Origin of the sequence: Hydrogenophaga sp. RWCD_12, from assembly GCF_046604225.1 — a bacterium.
Taxonomy (GTDB): Bacteria; Pseudomonadota; Gammaproteobacteria; order Burkholderiales; family Burkholderiaceae_C; genus Hydrogenophaga.
Window position 1 is genome coordinate 653,299 of the sequence record NZ_JBKIXC010000003.1, and the last position, 15,079, is coordinate 668,377.

Below are 15,079 nucleotides of genomic sequence, written 5' to 3' on the forward strand. Positions count from 1 at the left end.
CACCATGACCGATTCAATCTTCCAGACCCTTCTGGCCGTGGTGGTCAGTGTCGGTGTCTGCCTGCTGTACTTCGCGGGCAGCAACTGGCTGCTCGACAACATCCTGGCGCGCCCCTCGATGCCGCGCCTCAAACGCGAGGCCCTGCGCGAGGGCGTGCGCCCCTGGCTGTTCATTGCGCCGGCCCTGCTGCTGCTCGGCGTCTACCTCGTCTACCCCTTCTTCGAGACCTTCCGGCTGAGCTTCATGGACGCCACCGGCGAGAGCTTCGTCGGCCTGTCGAACTACGCGTGGGTCTTCACCGACGAGAACTTCTTCATCACCATCCGCAACAACTTCCTGTGGTTGCTGGTGGTGCCGGCCGCGTCCACCGCGCTGGGCCTGGTGGTCGCCGTGCTGGCCGACCGCGTCTGGTGGGGCAACGCCGCCAAGACCATGGTGTTCATGCCGATGGCGATCAGCTTCGTCGGCGCCAGCGTGATCTGGAAATTCGTCTACGACTTCCGCGGCCCGGACAACGAACAGATCGGCATCCTGAATGCCATCGTCAAGGGACTGGGCATGGAGCCGCAGGCCTGGGTCACGGTGCCGTTCTGGAACAACTTTTTCCTCATGGCGATCCTGATCTGGATCCAGACCGGCTTTGCCATGGTGATCCTCTCGGCCGCGCTGCGCGGCGTGCCCAACGACACCATCGAGGCCGCGCGCATCGACGGCGCCACCGAACTGCAGATCTTCTTCGAGATCATGATCCCGCAGGTGATGTCCACCATCCTGGTGGTCTGGACCACCATCACCATCACCGTGCTCAAGGTGTTCGACATCGTGATGGCCATGACGGGCGGCCAGTGGGACACCTCGGTGCTGGCCAACCTGATGTACGACTGGATGTTCCGCGGCGGAGGCGACTACGGCCGCAGCTCCACCCTGGCCATGGTGCTGATGCTGGCCGTGATCCCGGTGATGGCCTTCAACATCCGCCGCTTCCGCGCCGAGGAGGCCCAGCGATGAAACTCAAGATTTCCCCCACCTCGCTGGCCGCGCACGCGCTGCTGCTGGCCATCGTGCTGGCCTGGGTGCTGCCCACCTTCGGCCTGCTGGTCTCCAGCTTCCGCGATCGCGAACAGATCGTGGGCAGCGGCTGGTGGACCGCGCTGTCGACGCAGACCCGCCCCGACATGCGCCGCACCGCCGGTGCGCAAAGCGCCGTGCAGCAGGGCGACCAGTTCGTCATCGCCGGGCGCCTGTTCCCCGAGGGCAACGCCACGCGGCTGCAACGCTTCTCCCTGAAGTCGTCGACCCCGGGCGAACACCCGGTCGGCAGCTCCATCGAGCTGGGTGACGCGCAGGTGTTCGACGAAGAGGACGGCAAGCCCGACGGCACGCTCACGGTGGCCGCCGACGGCCAGTACCGCCTGGCCCTCAACCAGGCCTACGAAAGCGACCGCGGCGTGCGCATCTTCTACGTGGCCGAGACCCCGCCGAGCTTCACCGCCAGCAACTACCAGAAGGTGGTGGACTCCGAGGGTGTGGGCAACGCCTTCCTCAACACCTTCAAGGTCACGATTCCCGCCACCTTCATCCCGATCCTGATTGCGGCGTTTGCGGCCTACGCCTTCAGCTGGATGGAGTTCCCAGGCAGGCGCTGGCTGTTCGTGGTGGTGGTGGGCCTGCTGGTGGTGCCGCTGCAGATGTCGCTGATCCCGCTGCTGCGCATGTACAACGATGTGGGCGAGCTGCTGGGCATGCCGTCCAAGTCCTTCCTCGGGGTCTGGCTCGCCCACTCGGCCTTCGGCCTGCCGCTGGCGATCTACCTGCTGCGCAACTACATCGCCTCGCTGCCGCGCGACATCATTGAGAGCGCCCGCATGGACGGCGCGACCCACTTCCAGATCTTCACCACCATCGTGCTGCCGCTGTCGGTGCCTGCACTGGCGAGCTTCGCCATCTTCCAGTTCCTCTGGGTCTGGAACGACTTCCTGGTCGCCCTGGTGTTCCTGGGCAAGTCGCCCGACCAGGTGGTGCTGACCATCAAGCTCAACGACCTGCTGGGATCGCGCGGCGAGAGCTGGGAAATCCTGACCGCCAGCGCCTTTGTCTCGATCGCGGTGCCCGTGGCGGTGTTCTTCTCGCTGCAGCGTTTCTTCGTGCGCGGGCTGCTCTCGGGCTCCGTCAAGTAACCCCATGACCGAATTCCCTCACTTTCCCCCTTCGTTCGAATGGGGCTGCGCCACCGCGGCCTTCCAGATCGAAGGCGGTGCCACCGAAGGCGGCAAGCTGTCCAGCATCTGGGACGACTTCTGCGCCCAGCCCGGCCGCATCAAGGACGGCAGCGACGGCCTGATCGCCTGCGACCACTTCCACCGCTTCCACGAGGACGTGGCGCTGATGGCCGACCTGGGTTTTCGGCATTACCGCTTCTCCATCGCCTGGACGCGGGTTGTCGACGAACAGGGTCGCGCCAACCAGGCCGGGCTGGACTTCTACCGCCGCCTTCTGACCGCCCTGCATGAGCGCGGGATCACGCCCAACGCCACGCTGTTCCACTGGGACCTGCCGTCGCACCTTCAGGGTGGCTGGCTGCACCGGGACACCGCCCACCGTTTCGCCGACTACGCGCTGGTCGTGGCGCGCGAACTCGGCGACCTGCTGCCCCGCGTGGCCACGCTCAACGAACCCTGGTGCAGCGCCTTCCTGGGCCACGACATCGGCGTGTTCGCACCCGGCGTGCAGGACCGCCCCTCGTCGCTGCTGGCCGCGCACCACCTGATGCTGGCGCACGGCCTGGGCCTCCAGGCCTGGCGCAGCGTGCGCCGCGACACCCAGCTGGGCATCGTGCTCAATCCGGAGCTGTGCGACGCCGCCAGCGACGCGCAGCAAGATGTGGCCGCCGCGCGCATGGCCGAACTCGAACGCAACGACGTCTTCCTCAACCCGCTCTTCAACCGCGAGTGGCCCGCCGAGATACTGCAGCAGATCGGCCCGCTGGCCGAGCAGCGCCGTCCCGGCGACATCGCCATTTGCGCCCAGCCGTTGGACTTCATCGGCCTGAACTACTACACCCGCTCCATCGCGCAGGCCCCGGTCAGTGCCGAGGAGCAGCGGCGCGGCTACCGCTTCGTGCCGCCCGACCCTCAGCGACCGGACCTCACCGACATCGGCTGGGAGATCTACCCGCAAGGTCTGGACCGTGTGACGCGCAACTTGCTGGCGAAATGGCCGCTGCCGCCGATCTGGATCACCGAAAACGGCGCTGCCGACAACACGCCCGTCACCGACGGCACCTGCGACGACCAGATGCGCCTGGGCTACCTGCAATCGCACCTTGCCCAGCTGGCACAGATGGTGGCCGGCGGCATCGACATCCGCGGCTACTACGTCTGGAGCCTGCTCGACAATTTCGAATGGGCGCAGGGCTACACCCAGCGCTTCGGCGTCGTCCACGTCGACTACGCCACCCAGCAACGCACCCCCAAGTCCAGCGCGCGCTGGCTCCAGCAACTGATGTCTTCCCCGCAAGCATGAGCAACAAGGCCCCCAACAACGGCTGGTGGCGCGGCGGCGTGATCTACCAGATCTACCCGCGCAGCTTCCAGGACTCCAACGGCGACGGCATCGGCGACCTGCCGGGCATCACGCAGCGCCTGGACCACATCGCGGCGCTGGGCGCCGACGGGATCTGGATCTCGCCCTTCTTCAAGAGCCCGATGAAGGACTTCGGCTACGACGTCAGCGACTACTGCGACGTCGACCCGATGTTCGGCACGCTGGACGACTTCCGCGCGCTCGTCGCCCGCGCCCACGCGCTCGGCCTGAAGGTCATGATCGACCAGGTGCTCTCGCACACCAGCGACCAGCACCCCTGGTTCGTCGAAAGCCGCAGCAGCCTGAACAACCCCAAGGCCGACTGGTACGTCTGGGCCGACGCCAAGGACGATGGCAACCCGCCCAACAACTGGCTCTCCATCTTCGGCGGCAGCGCCTGGCAGTGGGACACGCGCCGCTGCCAGTACTTCCTGCACAACTTCCTCACCAGCCAGCCCGACCTGAACTTCCACAACCCCCAGGTGCAGGACGCGTTGCTGGCGACGGTGAAGTTCTGGCTCGACCTGGGCGTGGACGGCTACCGGCTGGACACGGTCAACTTCTTCTTCCACGACGCGCAGCTGCGCGACAACCCGGGCCGCGGCGCGCCCGACCGCAACAACCCCGACCCGGCGGTCAACCCGTTCAACCCCTACGGCTGGCAGCGCCACGTCTACGACAAGAGCCGGCCGGAGAACCTGCCCTTCCTGCAACGCCTGCGCGCCCTGCTCGACCAGTACCCCGACACCACCATGGTCGGCGAGATCGGCGACGACGACGGGCTGGCGCGGGTCGCCGAATACACCGCGGGCGGCGACAAGCTGCACATGGCCTACTGCTTCGACCTGCTGGGCGAGGCGCACGACGCGCCCTTCCTGCACGGTTTCCTGCAGCGCTTCAGCGACATCGTCGGCGACGGCTGGCCCTGCTGGGCGCTGTCCAATCACGACGTGGTGCGCTCGGCCACGCGCTGGGGAGGAACGAGCCCCGACCCGCGCCTGCTGCGCCTGGCCGCCGCCTTCCAGGCCAGCCTGCGCGGCACGGTCTGCCTCTACCAGGGCGAAGAGCTGGGCCTGCCCGAGGCCGAACTGCGCTTCGAAGACCTGCAGGACCCGTACGGCATCACCATGTGGCCTGAGTTCAAGGGCCGCGACGGCTGCCGCACACCCATGCCGTGGTTTGCGAACGCGCCGCAGGCCGGCTTCACGGCAGGCGACCAGCCGTGGCTGCCGGTGGCCGAGCCGCACCGCGCGCTGGCCGTGGACCGCCAGGCTGGCAAGCCGGACTCGATGCTGGCGTTCTTCACCCGCCTGCTGCACTGGCGCCGAGAACAGATCGCCCTGCGCGACGGCCGCCTGACGCTGCTGCCCGCCGACCCGCAGGTACTCGCCTTCACGCGCGAGCACGACCAGCAACACCTGCTGTGCATCTTCAACTTCAGCGACCGCCCGGCGCAGCTGGCCCTCCCCGGGGCCTGGCAGGCCGCCAGCGTGCTCGCCGGCAGCGGCCTGGAAGGCGCCCGGATCGACGGCGAGACCTTGCACTGCGACCCCTACGGAGGGCTGTTCCTGCAACGGCCCTGAGCGGCCGACGAGCGGACGCCCCTCCAAGTTGCGCGACACTGGCGCCTGTGGCCGGTTGATCCCGGCCCCCGTCACCGCATTGCACCCAGGAGCCGCCATGACCATCCTCATCCAAGCCACCACCCCGTTCGCCGGCCAGCTGCCGGGCACCTCCGGCCTGCGCAAGAAGGTCACGGTGTTCCAGCAGCCGCACTACCTGGAGAACTTCGTCCAGGCGCTGTTCGACGTGCTGCACGGCGATGCGCCGGCCGCGGGCCAGACCCTGGTGCTCGGCGGCGACGGACGCTTCCACAACCGTGCGGCGGTGCAGACCATCCTGAAGATGGCGGCAGCGCGCGGCTACGGCCAGGTGCTGGTCGGCCAGGGCGGCATCCTGTCCACGCCGGCCACCAGCGCGGTGATCCGCCGCCGTGGCGCCAGCGGCGGCATCATCCTCTCGGCCAGCCACAACCCCGGCGGCCCCGACGGCGACTTCGGCATCAAGTACAACGCCACCAACGGCGGTCCGGCGCCCGAGAAGCTGACCCAGGCGATCTACGAGCGCACGCAGGTGCTCACCCGCTACCGCCTCAGCGACGCGCCCGACATCCCGCTCGACACTCTGGGCACGCACTGCATGGAAGGCATGGCCATCGAGGTGATCGACCCGGTGGCCGACTACGCCGCGGTGCAGCGCGAACTGTTCGACTTCGGCGCCATCCGCCGCCTTTTCGCCAGCGGCTTCCGGCTGCGCTACGACGCCATGTGGGCGGTCGGCGGGCCGTACGCGAAATCCATCATCGAAGGCGAGCTGGGCGCGCCGGCCGGCACCGTGGTCAACGCCGAGCCGAAGGAAGACTTCGGCGGCCTGCACCCCGACCCGAATCCGGCCTACGCCGACGACCTGATCGCCCACCTGATGGGGCCCGACGCTCCCGACATGGGGGCCGCGTCGGACGGCGACGCCGACCGCAACATGATCCTGGGCCGGCACTTCATCGTCTCGCCGTCGGACAGCCTCGCGGTGCTGGCCGCGCACGCGACCCAGGTGCCCGGTTACGCCAAAGGCCTGGCCGGTGTGGCGCGCTCCATGCCCACCTCCACCGCCGTCGACCGCGTGGCCAAGGCGCTGGGCATCGCCTGCTACGAAACGCCCACCGGCTGGAAGTTCTTCGGCAACCTGCTGGACGCCGGCAAGATCACGCTCTGCGGCGAAGAAAGCTACGGCACCGGCTCGAACCACGTGCGCGAGAAGGACGGCCTGTGGGCCGTGCTGTTCTGGCTCAACCTCGTCGCCGTGACCGGCCAAACGGTCGAGCAGTTGGTGCGCGGCATTTGGCAGGCACACGGCCGCTGCGTCTACTCGCGCCACGACTACGACGGCATCGCCACCGACAAGGCCAGCACACTGATGGCCGAGTTGCGCGCACAGCTGCCCACTCTGGGTGGACAAACCATCGAAGGCCAGACCATTGCCTGGGCCGATGACTTTTCGTACACCGACCCGGTCGACGGTTCGGTGAGCCAGAAGCAGGGCGTGCGCGTGGTGCTCGAAGACTCCTCGCGCGTGGTGTTCCGCCTCTCGGGCACCGGCACCGAAGGCGCCACGCTGCGCGTCTACCTGGAGCGCCACGAACCCGATGCGTCGCGGCAGGACATCCCCGCGCAGGACGCGCTGGCACCACTGATCGCACTGGCCGAAGCGGTGGCCCACATCCGCCAACACACGGGCATGGACGCGCCCACCGTCATGACCTGAACCCACCCTCGCTGCCGCCCATGCTCGACCGCATCGAACACCGTCTCGCCCAGTCCCTGCGCGCCCAGCCCCACTGGGCCGCCTTCGCGAAACGGTTGTCGCTGCATGGTCCGCGGCTGGTGCGGGAGCTGTCGCACTTGTACGGCGAGCGTCCGGACTTCGAGCAGGTGGTCGAAGACCTGCTGCACGTCGCCTACGACGGCTGGCGCGAGCGGTCACCCGCCCTGCAGCAGCTCGATGCGCAGCGCGAGCAGGCGCCCGACTGGTTCGCGTCGAACCAGATGCTGGGCGGCGTGTGTTACGCCGACCTCTGGGCGGGCGGCTTCGAGGGGTTGAAGGCGCAGATCCCGTACTTCCAGGAACTGGGCCTGACCTACCTGCACCTGATGCCGCCCTACCAGTGCCCGCAGCCGCACAACGACGGCGGCTACGCGGTCAGCAGCTACCGCGCCACCGACCCGGCGCTGGGCAGCATGGACGAGCTGCGCACCCTCAGCGCCGCGCTGCGCGAGGCTGGCATCTCGCTGGTGCTGGACTTCGTGTTCAACCACACCTCCGACGAACACGAGTGGGCGCAGAAGGCTGCCGCGGGCGACGCCGAACACAGCGCCTACTACTGGATCTTCCCGGACCGCAGTGAGCCCAATCAGTACGAGCAGACGGTGCGTGAGATCTTCCCCGACGAGCACCCCGGCGCGTTCACGCAACTGCCCGACGGCCGCTGGATCTGGACCACCTTCCACACCTACCAGTGGGACCTGAACTACAGCAACCCGGCCGTGTTCACCGCCATGGCGCGCGAGATGCTGTTCATCGCCAACCTGGGCGTGGACTTCCTGCGCATGGACGCGGTGGCCTTCGTCTGGAAGCGCAAGGGCACGCCCTGCGAAAACCTGCCCGAGGCGCACCACCTGCTGCGCGCCTACAACGCCCTGTGCCGCATCGCCGCGCCCACGCTGCTGTTCAAGAGCGAGGCGATCGTGCACCCCGACGACGTGGCGGGCTACATCTCCACCGACGAGTGCCAGGTCTCGTACAACCCGCTGCAGATGGCGCTGCTGTGGAACTCGCTGGCCACGCGCGAGGTGAACCTGCTGCAGCACGCGCTGGAACACCGCCACGCCCTGCCTGCCCACACCGCCTGGGTCAACTACGTGCGCAGCCACGACGACATCGGCTGGACCTTCGCCGACGAAGACGCCATCCACTTCGACATCGACGGATTCGCCCACCGCCAGTTTCTCAACCAGTTCTTCGTCAACCGCTTCCCCGGCAGCTTCGCGCGCGGCGAACCCTTCCAGGACAACCCGGTCACCGGCGACTGCCGCATCAGCGGCACCGCCGCCTCGCTCTGCGGCGTGGAACAGGGCGACGTGCACGCCATCGCGCGCTTGCTGCTGCTCTACGGCGTGGCCCTGTCCAGCGGCGGCATTCCGCTGATTTACCTGGGCGACGAGGTCGCCACGCCCAACGACCACGGCTGGCAACACGACGCCCACAAGGCGGTGGACAGCCGCTGGCTGCACCGGCCGCCGCGCGACGGCGCGCGCTACGCGCAGCGCCACGACCCGGGCACCGACGCCGGCCGCATGTTCGGCGGGCTCACCCGCCTCATCACCCTGCGCCGCCACCTGCCCGTGCTCGCGGGCGGCGCGCTCACCCCGTTCTGGACACAAAACCCGGCGGTACTGGGTTTCCAGCGTGGCCAGGGCAGTGGCGCCGTGCTGGTGCTGGCCAATTTCAGCGAACGGGTGCAACCGGTCGATGCGACCGTGTTGTCGGCCCGGCCGGCACAGGCGGTCGATCTGGTCGGCGGCGGTGGCGTCGGCCTGCGCAACGGCGTGACGCTGCAGCCCTACCAGCAAGTCTGGCTGCAGCTGCCGTGACCGCCGCCTGAAAGGCTGGTGCAAAGGGCCGATCGCTATAATTCAAGGCTATTTGCCCTCTGCGGGGCAATCCCTCCCTCACCATCCGCCTTTTCTCGCCCCCGAGGACCCCATGAGCGACCACGCGCACGATTCCCACACCGGCCCGATCAAAACGCCCGCCCAGTTGCTCTGGACGTCGTTCTTCTCCTTCGTGGTCCCGGTCTTCGTCATCATCGGTCTGGTGTACTACGTCACCTCCGGCAACAAGCCTGCCGCTGGCTCGGGCGACCCGGAACTGGCGACCGCCCAGCGCATCCAGCGCATCGGTTCGGTCGAACTGCGCGACGCCAACCGCCCGCTGGCCTCGGGTGAAGAAGTGTTCAAGGCCCAGTGCTCGGCCTGCCACGCCACCGGCGCCGCCGGCTCGCCCAAGTTCGGCGACGCCGCCGCCTGGGGTCCCCGCATCGGCGCTGGCTATGAAGCCCTGCTGAACTCTGCTCTCAAGGGCAAGAACGCCATGGGCGCCCAGGGTGGCGGTGCTTACAGCGACACCGAAATCGGCCGTGCCGTGGTCTACATGGCCAATGCCGGCGGTGCCAAGTTCGCCGAGCCCAAGGCCCCGGCCGCCGCCGGTGCCGCCGCACCTGCAGCCGAAGCCGCTCCGGCTGCTGCACCCGCGGCTGCCGCCCCGGCCGCCCCCGCTGCGGCGGCTCCTGCCGCTGCCGCCACTCCGGTGGCCAACGCTGGCGAAGCCCTTTACAAGCAGACTTGCGCCACCTGCCACGGTGCAGGTGTTGCCGGCGCGCCCAAGTTCGGCGACAAGGCCGCATGGGCGCCCCGCGTCGGCCTGGGCCTGGACGGCCTGACCGCCAGCGCGATCAAGGGCAAGAACGCCATGCCGCCCAAGGGTGGTTCGACCGCCTCTGACGCCGACATCAAGGCTGCCATCAGCTACATGCTGGCCGCAGTCAAGTAAGGTCGCTCTTCCAGAAAAAAGCCGGTCGGTTGACCGGCTTTTTTTTTGCTGCGGTGGACCCGCGCCGCGCCCGCTCAGACCCAGGGGCGTTGCCCCAGCAGGCGCTGCGGGCTGCGCACAAAGCCCCATTGCGCCGGCAGCGCCGCCGCGTCCACCGGCTCGGGGTCCCATTCGCCCTGCTCCACCCGGTCGGCCGCCAGCGCCATGTCATTGGTGTGCACCAGACCCAGTCCGAGCTCGGTCACGAGGTACAGGTGACCCTCGGCATCGAGCAAGGCTCGCAACACCGCCCCCGCAAGGCCTCCGGTGTGCGCCAGCACCGCACCATCCGGCTGCAGGCGCCAGACCCAAGGCGTCGCCTCCAGTTCGACATAGACCCGCTGCGGCCCGTTCTGGAAAAACCACTGCCCGCGGTCGTCGGGCAGGTAGTTGCGACCGATGAAGGCGATCAGCTTGTCGTGCAGCAGGCGCGAGCCCTTGGATGGCATCGCGCCTTCACCGGGCTGCAGCGCAAAGGGACCACTCCGCTGGCAGCGGTCGTCGCGCATGTACCAGTCGCCGCGCGCGTCCAGCCCCAGCCAGCCGTGGCAATCTGGCACGTTGGGCCATTTGGCGAGGGCGGCCTTGACGATGTCGTCCATGGATTGCTCAGCGATGGGCCAGCAGCCAGCCGCCGACCGCGGCCGGCATGGCCCGCACGTGGCCCGGCAGTCCCAGGGCACCCAGCGGCGCCGGAAAACCGACATGCCCGCCCTGCGCCGGTTGCCACAGCGTGACGTGGGTCCCGGCCTGTGCGGGCGTGGGCAGTGAAGCGGCCGGGACAAACGGATCGTTCAGCGCGTTGAGCGCCAGCGCCGGCACCCGGATGTCGGCCAGCACCGGTTTGGCCGAGGCCCGCGCCCAGTAGTCGTCGGTGTCGCGGAAACCGTGCAGCGGCGCGGTGAACAGGTTGTCGAATTCGTAGAGGTCACGCGCCGCCACCAGGGCCTCGCGGTCAAAGAGGCCTGGGTGCTGTTCCAGCTTCTTCAGCGCCTTGGGCACCATGGTCGACAGGAACATCCGGGTGTAAACCAGCCGGTTGAAACCGCGCCCGATCGCGTGCCCACCCGCAGCCAGGTCCAGCGGGGAACACACCGCGGCCACGGCGCGCACGGTGCGTGCCGCACTGACGCCCATCTCGCCGGCCCAGCGCAGCAGCGCATTGCCGCCCAGCGACACCCCGACGGCCAGCAGAGGGCGGCCCGGGTGCTCCGCCGCAAAGCGCCGCAGCATCCAGTCGATCTCCTGAAAGTCGCCCGAGTGGTAGGCGCGCGGCGCAAGGTTCAGTTCGCCCGAGCAGCCGCGGAAATGCGGCACCGCCAGCGCCACGCCGGCCTGGGCCGCGAAGTCGGCAAAGGCCACCGCGTACTGGCTGGCCGAAGAACCCTCCAGGCCGTGGAACAGCACGATCAGCGGCGCATCGGGTGCCACCGCGTGGGCGCTGGTGTCGACATCGATGAAATCGCCATCGGGCGTCTGCCAACGCTGGCGCGTCCATTGCGGCGGCGTTCCCGCGTGCCGCCGTGCCGCGAGCGCTGCCCAGAGGGTTTGCACGTTGCCGCCCGGCAGCCACCAGGGCGCGGCGTAGGAGAAACCGCGGGTTGACATCGACTCAGTGCAGCAGCGACGGTGTGACAGCGGTGTCGACCGGCTCGGTGCCGCTGCCCGAACTCGCGTGGTGCGTGACCATGCGCCATCCGTGCACCGTCTTCGCATAGACATTGGTGGCCATGATCCAGGCATTGGCAGGACCGTCGTCGCCCATCACGTCGACGCGTTCGACCACGCTGTGCACACTGCAACTGCCCGCGTCGATGCGCCGGACCCGCTCGGGGTGGACCTTGACGCTGCCGTGCGCAAACAGGCCCTCGAACGCTGCTCGGATGGCCGTATGCCCCACCAGGCGCGCGCCGCCCGGATGCACACACACGATGTCTTCTTCGTCGGCCCAGCACTCCATCAGCCGATCCAGGTCGCCGTGTTGCAGGGCGTCGTAGAAGGCGGCTTCGGTGTCGTCGGCGGTGCCGGGAGAAAACTTGGGTCGTCGCATGGCGCACTATGATAGGTCTTTGCCCTCGGAGGAACCCATGAAGTCCCGTCTATCCCTCGCCGCGCTTGCCCTCTCCGCCACGCTGCTGGTCTCCGGCTGTGGCTACAACGACTTCCAGAGCCTGGACGAAAAGAGCAAATCGGCCTGGTCCGAGGTGCTCAACCAGTACCAGCGCCGTGCCGATCTGATCCCCAATATCGTCGCCACGGTCAAGGGCGAAGCCAGCTTCGAGCAGGACACGCTGACCAAGGTGATCGAGGCCCGTTCCAGGGCCACGGCGATCCAGGTCACGCCCGAGATGGTCAACGACCCTGCCGCCATGGCCAAGTTCCAGGACGCGCAGGCCCAGATGGGCAGCGCGCTCTCGCGCCTGATGGTGGTGGCCGAGCAATACCCCAGCCTCAAGGCCAACCAGGCCTTCAGCGACCTGCGCGTGCAGCTCGAAGGCACCGAGAACCGCATCACCGTGGCCCGCAACCGCTACATCGAGGCGGTGCAGTCCTACAACGTGCTCACCCGCAGCTTCCCGACCAACCTGACCGCCATGGCCTTCGGCTACAAGACCAAGGAAGGGTTCAAGGTCGAGAACGAAGCCGCCATCAGCGCGCCGCCCAAGGTCGACTTCAACAAGCAATGACCGCCCGCGGCTTGCGCGCCCTGTGGCTGGGTGCGCTGTGGTGGATGGTGTCGGCGGTGGTGCTCGCGCAGGGAGTGCTGCCGCTGCCGCCCCTGCGCGCCCGCGTCACTGATCAGACCAGCACGCTCGACGCCGCGGCACTGGCGGCGCTGGAAAGCAAGCTGGCGGCGTTCGAAACCGCCAAGGGCACGCAGATCGCGGTCGTGCTGGTGCCGACCACGCAGCCTGAGGACATCGCCGACTACACGCAGCGACTGGGTGACGCCTGGAAGATCGGACGGCGCGAGGTCGGCGACGGTGTGCTGTTCGTCGTAGCCAAGAACGACCGTCGCGTGCGCATCGCACCGGCCAAGACGCTGGAAGGCGCCATCCCCGACCTGATGGCCCGCCGCATCATCGACCAGGCGGTGACGCCTGCGTTTCGCCGCAATGACTTCGCCGGCGGCATCCAGGCCGGCGTCGACCAGATCATGGCCAAGGTGTCCGGCGAGAACCTGCCACTGCCCGATGAAGCTAGTTCGGCCGACAGTGGCAGCGGCTTTGCGCCGATGGATCTGCTGATCTTCCTGGTGTTCGCGGTACCCATCGGCTCCGGCATCCTGCGCAGCCTGTTCGGCAACAAGCTGGGCACGCTGCTCACGGGCGCCGGAGCGGGCGGGTTGGCGTGGGTACTGACACAGGTGTTCTGGATCTCTGCCGGCGCCGGTCTTCTCGCCATGCTGGCGGCACTGTTCTTCCAGATGCTGCCCTCCATGCCTTCTTCGGGCCGCGGTGGGCGCGGCGGCGGCGGTAGCTGGGGTGGGGGATCCTCTGGGGGCGGGTGGAGCGGTGGCAGCAGCTCCGGCGGCGGGTTCAGCTCGGGCGGCGGGGGTGATTTCGGTGGCGGCGGTGCCTCGGGGAGCTGGTGAAGCATGAACAAACTCTTCACCATCCTCAAGCACCGCTGGCTCGACAGCAGCGACACGCGCCGGCAGGTTCCAGACGCGATGGCGCAGAGGCTGGCCCGGCGCGTTGCCGCCAGCGAGGGTCGACACGCCGGAGAGATTCGCGTGTGTGTCGAAGCGGCGTTGCCCCTGTCCTACCTCTGGCGTCTGGACCGCCAGACGCCCATGAAGGCACTGGTCCGGCAGCGGGCCATGAGCTGGTTTGGCCGCCTGCGGGTCTGGGACACGGCACACAACAGCGGCGTGCTCATCTACCTGCTGCTGGCCGAACACTCGATCGAGTTCGTGGCCGACCGTGGGCTGACCACGCGCGTCGGGCCCGCGCAATGGCAGGGCATGGTCGACCGGCTGGCGGCGCAGCTGCGCGAGGGACGTCTGGAGGACGGGCTGACTCAGGCGTTGGAAGAGGTATCAGCAGTCCTGGTGGAGCACTTTCCGCAACAGCCCGACACACCCAACCCCAACGAGTTGCCCGATCTGGTCGTTCGAGCCTGATGCTTCCCGGCGTCAGGATTTGGGCTTTGCGCCGCCCCGGGCAGTCCGGTTGTTCATCACCACCTGCAACTCTTGTTGAAGCGCCTTGTTCATCTGGGCGAAGGTGCGCAGCTTGCGGGTGGTTTCGCGCAGGCGGTCTGCCATGCGCTTGGAAATGGCCAGAAGCAGACGCGCGCCCACCGCGGGTTCGGCCTTGAGCAGTCGGCGCAAGGCCGACCGAGACAGCACGGCGGCGGCGATGTCGGTGACCGCAGTGCAGGTCGCCGAACGCGGCGAGCCGTCCAGAACACCCATCTCGCCAATCAGGTGACCGGGGCCGATGATGTTGACGACCAGACTGCCATCGTTGCCCGGAAGCTCGCTCTCGACCGAGATGTCGCCTTCCAGCACCAGCATCATGTAGTCGTTGCCCTTGATCTCGCCTTCGTGAATGAAGACGGTGCCCGCGGATATCAGCTGCGGATGCATGTAAGTCACCACCCGCCGGGCATCGGCCAGCTTGAGTTCATCCAGCGCCGAGGGTGTGACCAACAGCCGTGCAGCGACTTCTTCAGGCGCCAGGTCCGGTCGTTCGGAAATGGAAGGCATGGTGGCTTTGGCGACTCTCTTCACAGGAACAGGATGATTCCACCGTCACCCGACTGGTGCTTGGTGCGGGCGAAAAAAAACCGGCTGACGCCGGTCTTTTTTCATGAAACGCCTGGAGCGCCTCACTTCTTCTGACGGAACTTGCGCAGCGCTGCGATCTGGGCTGCCATGACCGCCAGCTCCGACGTGGCCTTGGCCAGGTCGATGTCGCTCTTGGCGTTCTTGACGGCTTCTTCGGCGGCCTTGCGGGCTTCCGTGGCCTTGGCTTCGTCCAGATCGTGACCACGGATGGCCGTGTCGGACAGGACCGTGATCAGGTGCGGCTGGACCTCGAGAATGCCACCGGCCACGAAGACAAACTCTTCGCCGCCGTCGGCTTTCTCGATGCGCACGGCACCGGGCTTGATGCGGGTGATCAGCGGAATGTGACCGGGCAGAATGCCCAGCTCACCGCTCTCGCCCGGCAGCGCCACGAACTTGGCCTCGCCCGAAAAGATGGACTCTTCGGCGCTGACCACATCGACGCGGATGGTGCTCATAGTTACTCCTGGAAAAGGTGAAAGGGGACTCAGCAGCGG

At 67.8% G+C, this 15,079-nt stretch carries 15 protein-coding genes; 10 read left to right on the forward strand and 5 right to left on the reverse strand.

Annotated features, from left to right (window positions below; all coding sequences use genetic code 11):
- Window positions 1–4 precede the first annotated feature (4 nt).
- The 7 genes from ACLIJ1_RS15080 (at window position 5) to ACLIJ1_RS15110 (ending at window position 9,748) form a co-directional block, all read left to right on the forward strand.
- Window positions 5–1,009 (forward strand): carbohydrate ABC transporter permease, encoded by a 1,005-nt coding sequence (locus tag ACLIJ1_RS15080; RefSeq protein ID WP_411366351.1) that lies wholly within the window; start codon window positions 5–7, stop codon window positions 1,007–1,009.
- A complete protein-coding gene (locus ACLIJ1_RS15085) occupies window positions 1,006–2,178 on the forward strand; it encodes a carbohydrate ABC transporter permease (protein WP_411366352.1) in 1,173 nt (390 codons plus the stop codon). Before ACLIJ1_RS15080 ends, ACLIJ1_RS15085 begins: the two co-directional genes overlap by 4 nt.
- Window positions 2,179–2,182: 4 nt before the next feature.
- Entirely contained in the window at window positions 2,183–3,523 is a 1,341-nt protein-coding gene (locus tag ACLIJ1_RS15090) for a GH1 family beta-glucosidase (protein ID WP_411366353.1), read from the forward strand.
- On the forward strand, window positions 3,520–5,166 hold the full coding sequence (locus tag ACLIJ1_RS15095) for an alpha-glucosidase family protein (protein ID WP_411366354.1): 1,647 nt from the start codon (window positions 3,520–3,522) through the stop codon (window positions 5,164–5,166). The genes ACLIJ1_RS15090 and ACLIJ1_RS15095 overlap by 4 nt, the downstream gene beginning before the upstream one ends.
- A 97-nt stretch (window positions 5,167–5,263) precedes the next feature.
- Window positions 5,264–6,904 carry an alpha-D-glucose phosphate-specific phosphoglucomutase gene (locus tag ACLIJ1_RS15100; protein ID WP_411366355.1) on the forward strand — a complete coding sequence of 547 codons (1,641 nt, stop codon included), beginning with the start codon at window positions 5,264–5,266 and terminating at the stop codon, window positions 6,902–6,904.
- A gap of 20 nt (window positions 6,905–6,924) precedes the next feature.
- The gene (locus tag ACLIJ1_RS15105) at window positions 6,925–8,790 is read left to right on the forward strand and encodes an alpha-amylase family protein (protein ID WP_411366356.1); all 1,866 of its coding nucleotides are present in this window, start codon (window positions 6,925–6,927) and stop codon (window positions 8,788–8,790) included.
- Between the two features lie 112 nt (window positions 8,791–8,902).
- A complete protein-coding gene (locus tag ACLIJ1_RS15110; RefSeq protein WP_411366357.1) occupies window positions 8,903–9,748 on the forward strand; it encodes a c-type cytochrome in 846 nt (281 codons plus the stop codon).
- 74 nt (window positions 9,749–9,822) lie between these two features.
- On the opposite strand, the gene ACLIJ1_RS15115 is transcribed toward ACLIJ1_RS15110, so the two are convergent.
- From ACLIJ1_RS15115 to ACLIJ1_RS15125, 3 genes are read right to left on the reverse strand one after another with little or no spacing between them, the layout of a single operon-like run.
- The gene (locus ACLIJ1_RS15115; RefSeq protein WP_411366358.1) at window positions 9,823–10,389 is read right to left on the reverse strand and encodes a DUF2946 family protein; all 567 of its coding nucleotides are present in this window, start codon (window positions 10,387–10,389) and stop codon (window positions 9,823–9,825) included.
- Window positions 10,390–10,396: 7 nt separating this feature from the next.
- Window positions 10,397–11,395 carry a YheT family hydrolase gene (locus ACLIJ1_RS15120; RefSeq protein WP_411366359.1) on the reverse strand — a complete coding sequence of 333 codons (999 nt, stop codon included), beginning with the start codon at window positions 11,393–11,395 and terminating at the stop codon, window positions 10,397–10,399.
- A gap of 4 nt (window positions 11,396–11,399) precedes the next feature.
- Complete coding sequence (locus ACLIJ1_RS15125) at window positions 11,400–11,837, reverse strand: YybH family protein (protein ID WP_411366360.1); 438 nt, start codon at window positions 11,835–11,837, stop codon at window positions 11,400–11,402.
- 37 nt (window positions 11,838–11,874) lie between these two features.
- On the opposite strand from ACLIJ1_RS15125, the gene ACLIJ1_RS15130 reads away from it, so the two are divergent.
- The 3 genes from ACLIJ1_RS15130 to ACLIJ1_RS15140 are packed head-to-tail and all read left to right on the forward strand — an operon-like array spanning window position 11,875 to window position 13,913.
- Window positions 11,875–12,474: a LemA family protein gene (locus tag ACLIJ1_RS15130; protein WP_411366361.1), complete on the forward strand. Its 600-nt coding sequence runs from the start codon at window positions 11,875–11,877 to the stop codon at window positions 12,472–12,474.
- Window positions 12,471–13,382: a TPM domain-containing protein gene (locus ACLIJ1_RS15135; RefSeq protein WP_411366362.1), complete on the forward strand. Its 912-nt coding sequence runs from the start codon at window positions 12,471–12,473 to the stop codon at window positions 13,380–13,382. Before ACLIJ1_RS15130 ends, ACLIJ1_RS15135 begins: the two co-directional genes overlap by 4 nt.
- 3 nt (window positions 13,383–13,385) lie before the next feature.
- Complete coding sequence (locus tag ACLIJ1_RS15140) at window positions 13,386–13,913, forward strand: TPM domain-containing protein (RefSeq protein WP_411366363.1); 528 nt, start codon at window positions 13,386–13,388, stop codon at window positions 13,911–13,913.
- Between the two features lie 12 nt (window positions 13,914–13,925).
- Here ACLIJ1_RS15140 and ACLIJ1_RS15145 read toward each other — a convergent pair whose 3' ends face one another.
- Both ACLIJ1_RS15145 and ACLIJ1_RS15150 read right to left on the reverse strand, forming a co-directional pair.
- The gene (locus ACLIJ1_RS15145; RefSeq protein WP_411366364.1) at window positions 13,926–14,501 is read right to left on the reverse strand and encodes a Crp/Fnr family transcriptional regulator; all 576 of its coding nucleotides are present in this window, start codon (window positions 14,499–14,501) and stop codon (window positions 13,926–13,928) included.
- A 122-nt stretch (window positions 14,502–14,623) separates the two neighbouring features.
- Window positions 14,624–15,040, reverse strand: a complete 417-nt coding sequence (locus tag ACLIJ1_RS15150; RefSeq protein ID WP_411366365.1) for a F0F1 ATP synthase subunit epsilon — start codon at window positions 15,038–15,040, stop codon at window positions 14,624–14,626.
- Window positions 15,041–15,079: the final 39 nt, after the last annotated feature.

Excerpts from the sequence above, each read along its gene's own strand:
- ACLIJ1_RS15080 (WP_411366351.1), top strand. The coding sequence starts at position 5 with ATGACCGATTCAATCTTCCAGACCCTTCTGGCCGTGGTGGTCAGTGTC.
- ACLIJ1_RS15085 (WP_411366352.1), top strand. The coding sequence starts at position 1,006 with ATGAAACTCAAGATTTCCCCCACCTCGCTGGCCGCGCACGCGCTGCTG.
- ACLIJ1_RS15090 (WP_411366353.1), top strand. The coding sequence starts at position 2,183 with ATGACCGAATTCCCTCACTTTCCCCCTTCGTTCGAATGGGGCTGCGCC.
- ACLIJ1_RS15095 (WP_411366354.1), top strand. The coding sequence starts at position 3,520 with ATGAGCAACAAGGCCCCCAACAACGGCTGGTGGCGCGGCGGCGTGATC.
- ACLIJ1_RS15100 (WP_411366355.1), top strand. The coding sequence starts at position 5,264 with ATGACCATCCTCATCCAAGCCACCACCCCGTTCGCCGGCCAGCTGCCG.
- ACLIJ1_RS15105 (WP_411366356.1), top strand. The coding sequence starts at position 6,925 with ATGCTCGACCGCATCGAACACCGTCTCGCCCAGTCCCTGCGCGCCCAG.
- ACLIJ1_RS15110 (WP_411366357.1), top strand. The coding sequence starts at position 8,903 with ATGAGCGACCACGCGCACGATTCCCACACCGGCCCGATCAAAACGCCC.
- ACLIJ1_RS15115 (WP_411366358.1), bottom strand. The coding sequence starts at position 10,389 with ATGGACGACATCGTCAAGGCCGCCCTCGCCAAATGGCCCAACGTGCCA.
- ACLIJ1_RS15120 (WP_411366359.1), bottom strand. The coding sequence starts at position 11,395 with ATGTCAACCCGCGGTTTCTCCTACGCCGCGCCCTGGTGGCTGCCGGGC.
- ACLIJ1_RS15125 (WP_411366360.1), bottom strand. The coding sequence starts at position 11,837 with ATGCGACGACCCAAGTTTTCTCCCGGCACCGCCGACGACACCGAAGCC.
- ACLIJ1_RS15130 (WP_411366361.1), top strand. The coding sequence starts at position 11,875 with ATGAAGTCCCGTCTATCCCTCGCCGCGCTTGCCCTCTCCGCCACGCTG.
- ACLIJ1_RS15135 (WP_411366362.1), top strand. The coding sequence starts at position 12,471 with ATGACCGCCCGCGGCTTGCGCGCCCTGTGGCTGGGTGCGCTGTGGTGG.
- ACLIJ1_RS15140 (WP_411366363.1), top strand. The coding sequence starts at position 13,386 with ATGAACAAACTCTTCACCATCCTCAAGCACCGCTGGCTCGACAGCAGC.
- ACLIJ1_RS15145 (WP_411366364.1), bottom strand. The coding sequence starts at position 14,501 with ATGCCTTCCATTTCCGAACGACCGGACCTGGCGCCTGAAGAAGTCGCT.
- ACLIJ1_RS15150 (WP_411366365.1), bottom strand. The coding sequence starts at position 15,040 with ATGAGCACCATCCGCGTCGATGTGGTCAGCGCCGAAGAGTCCATCTTT.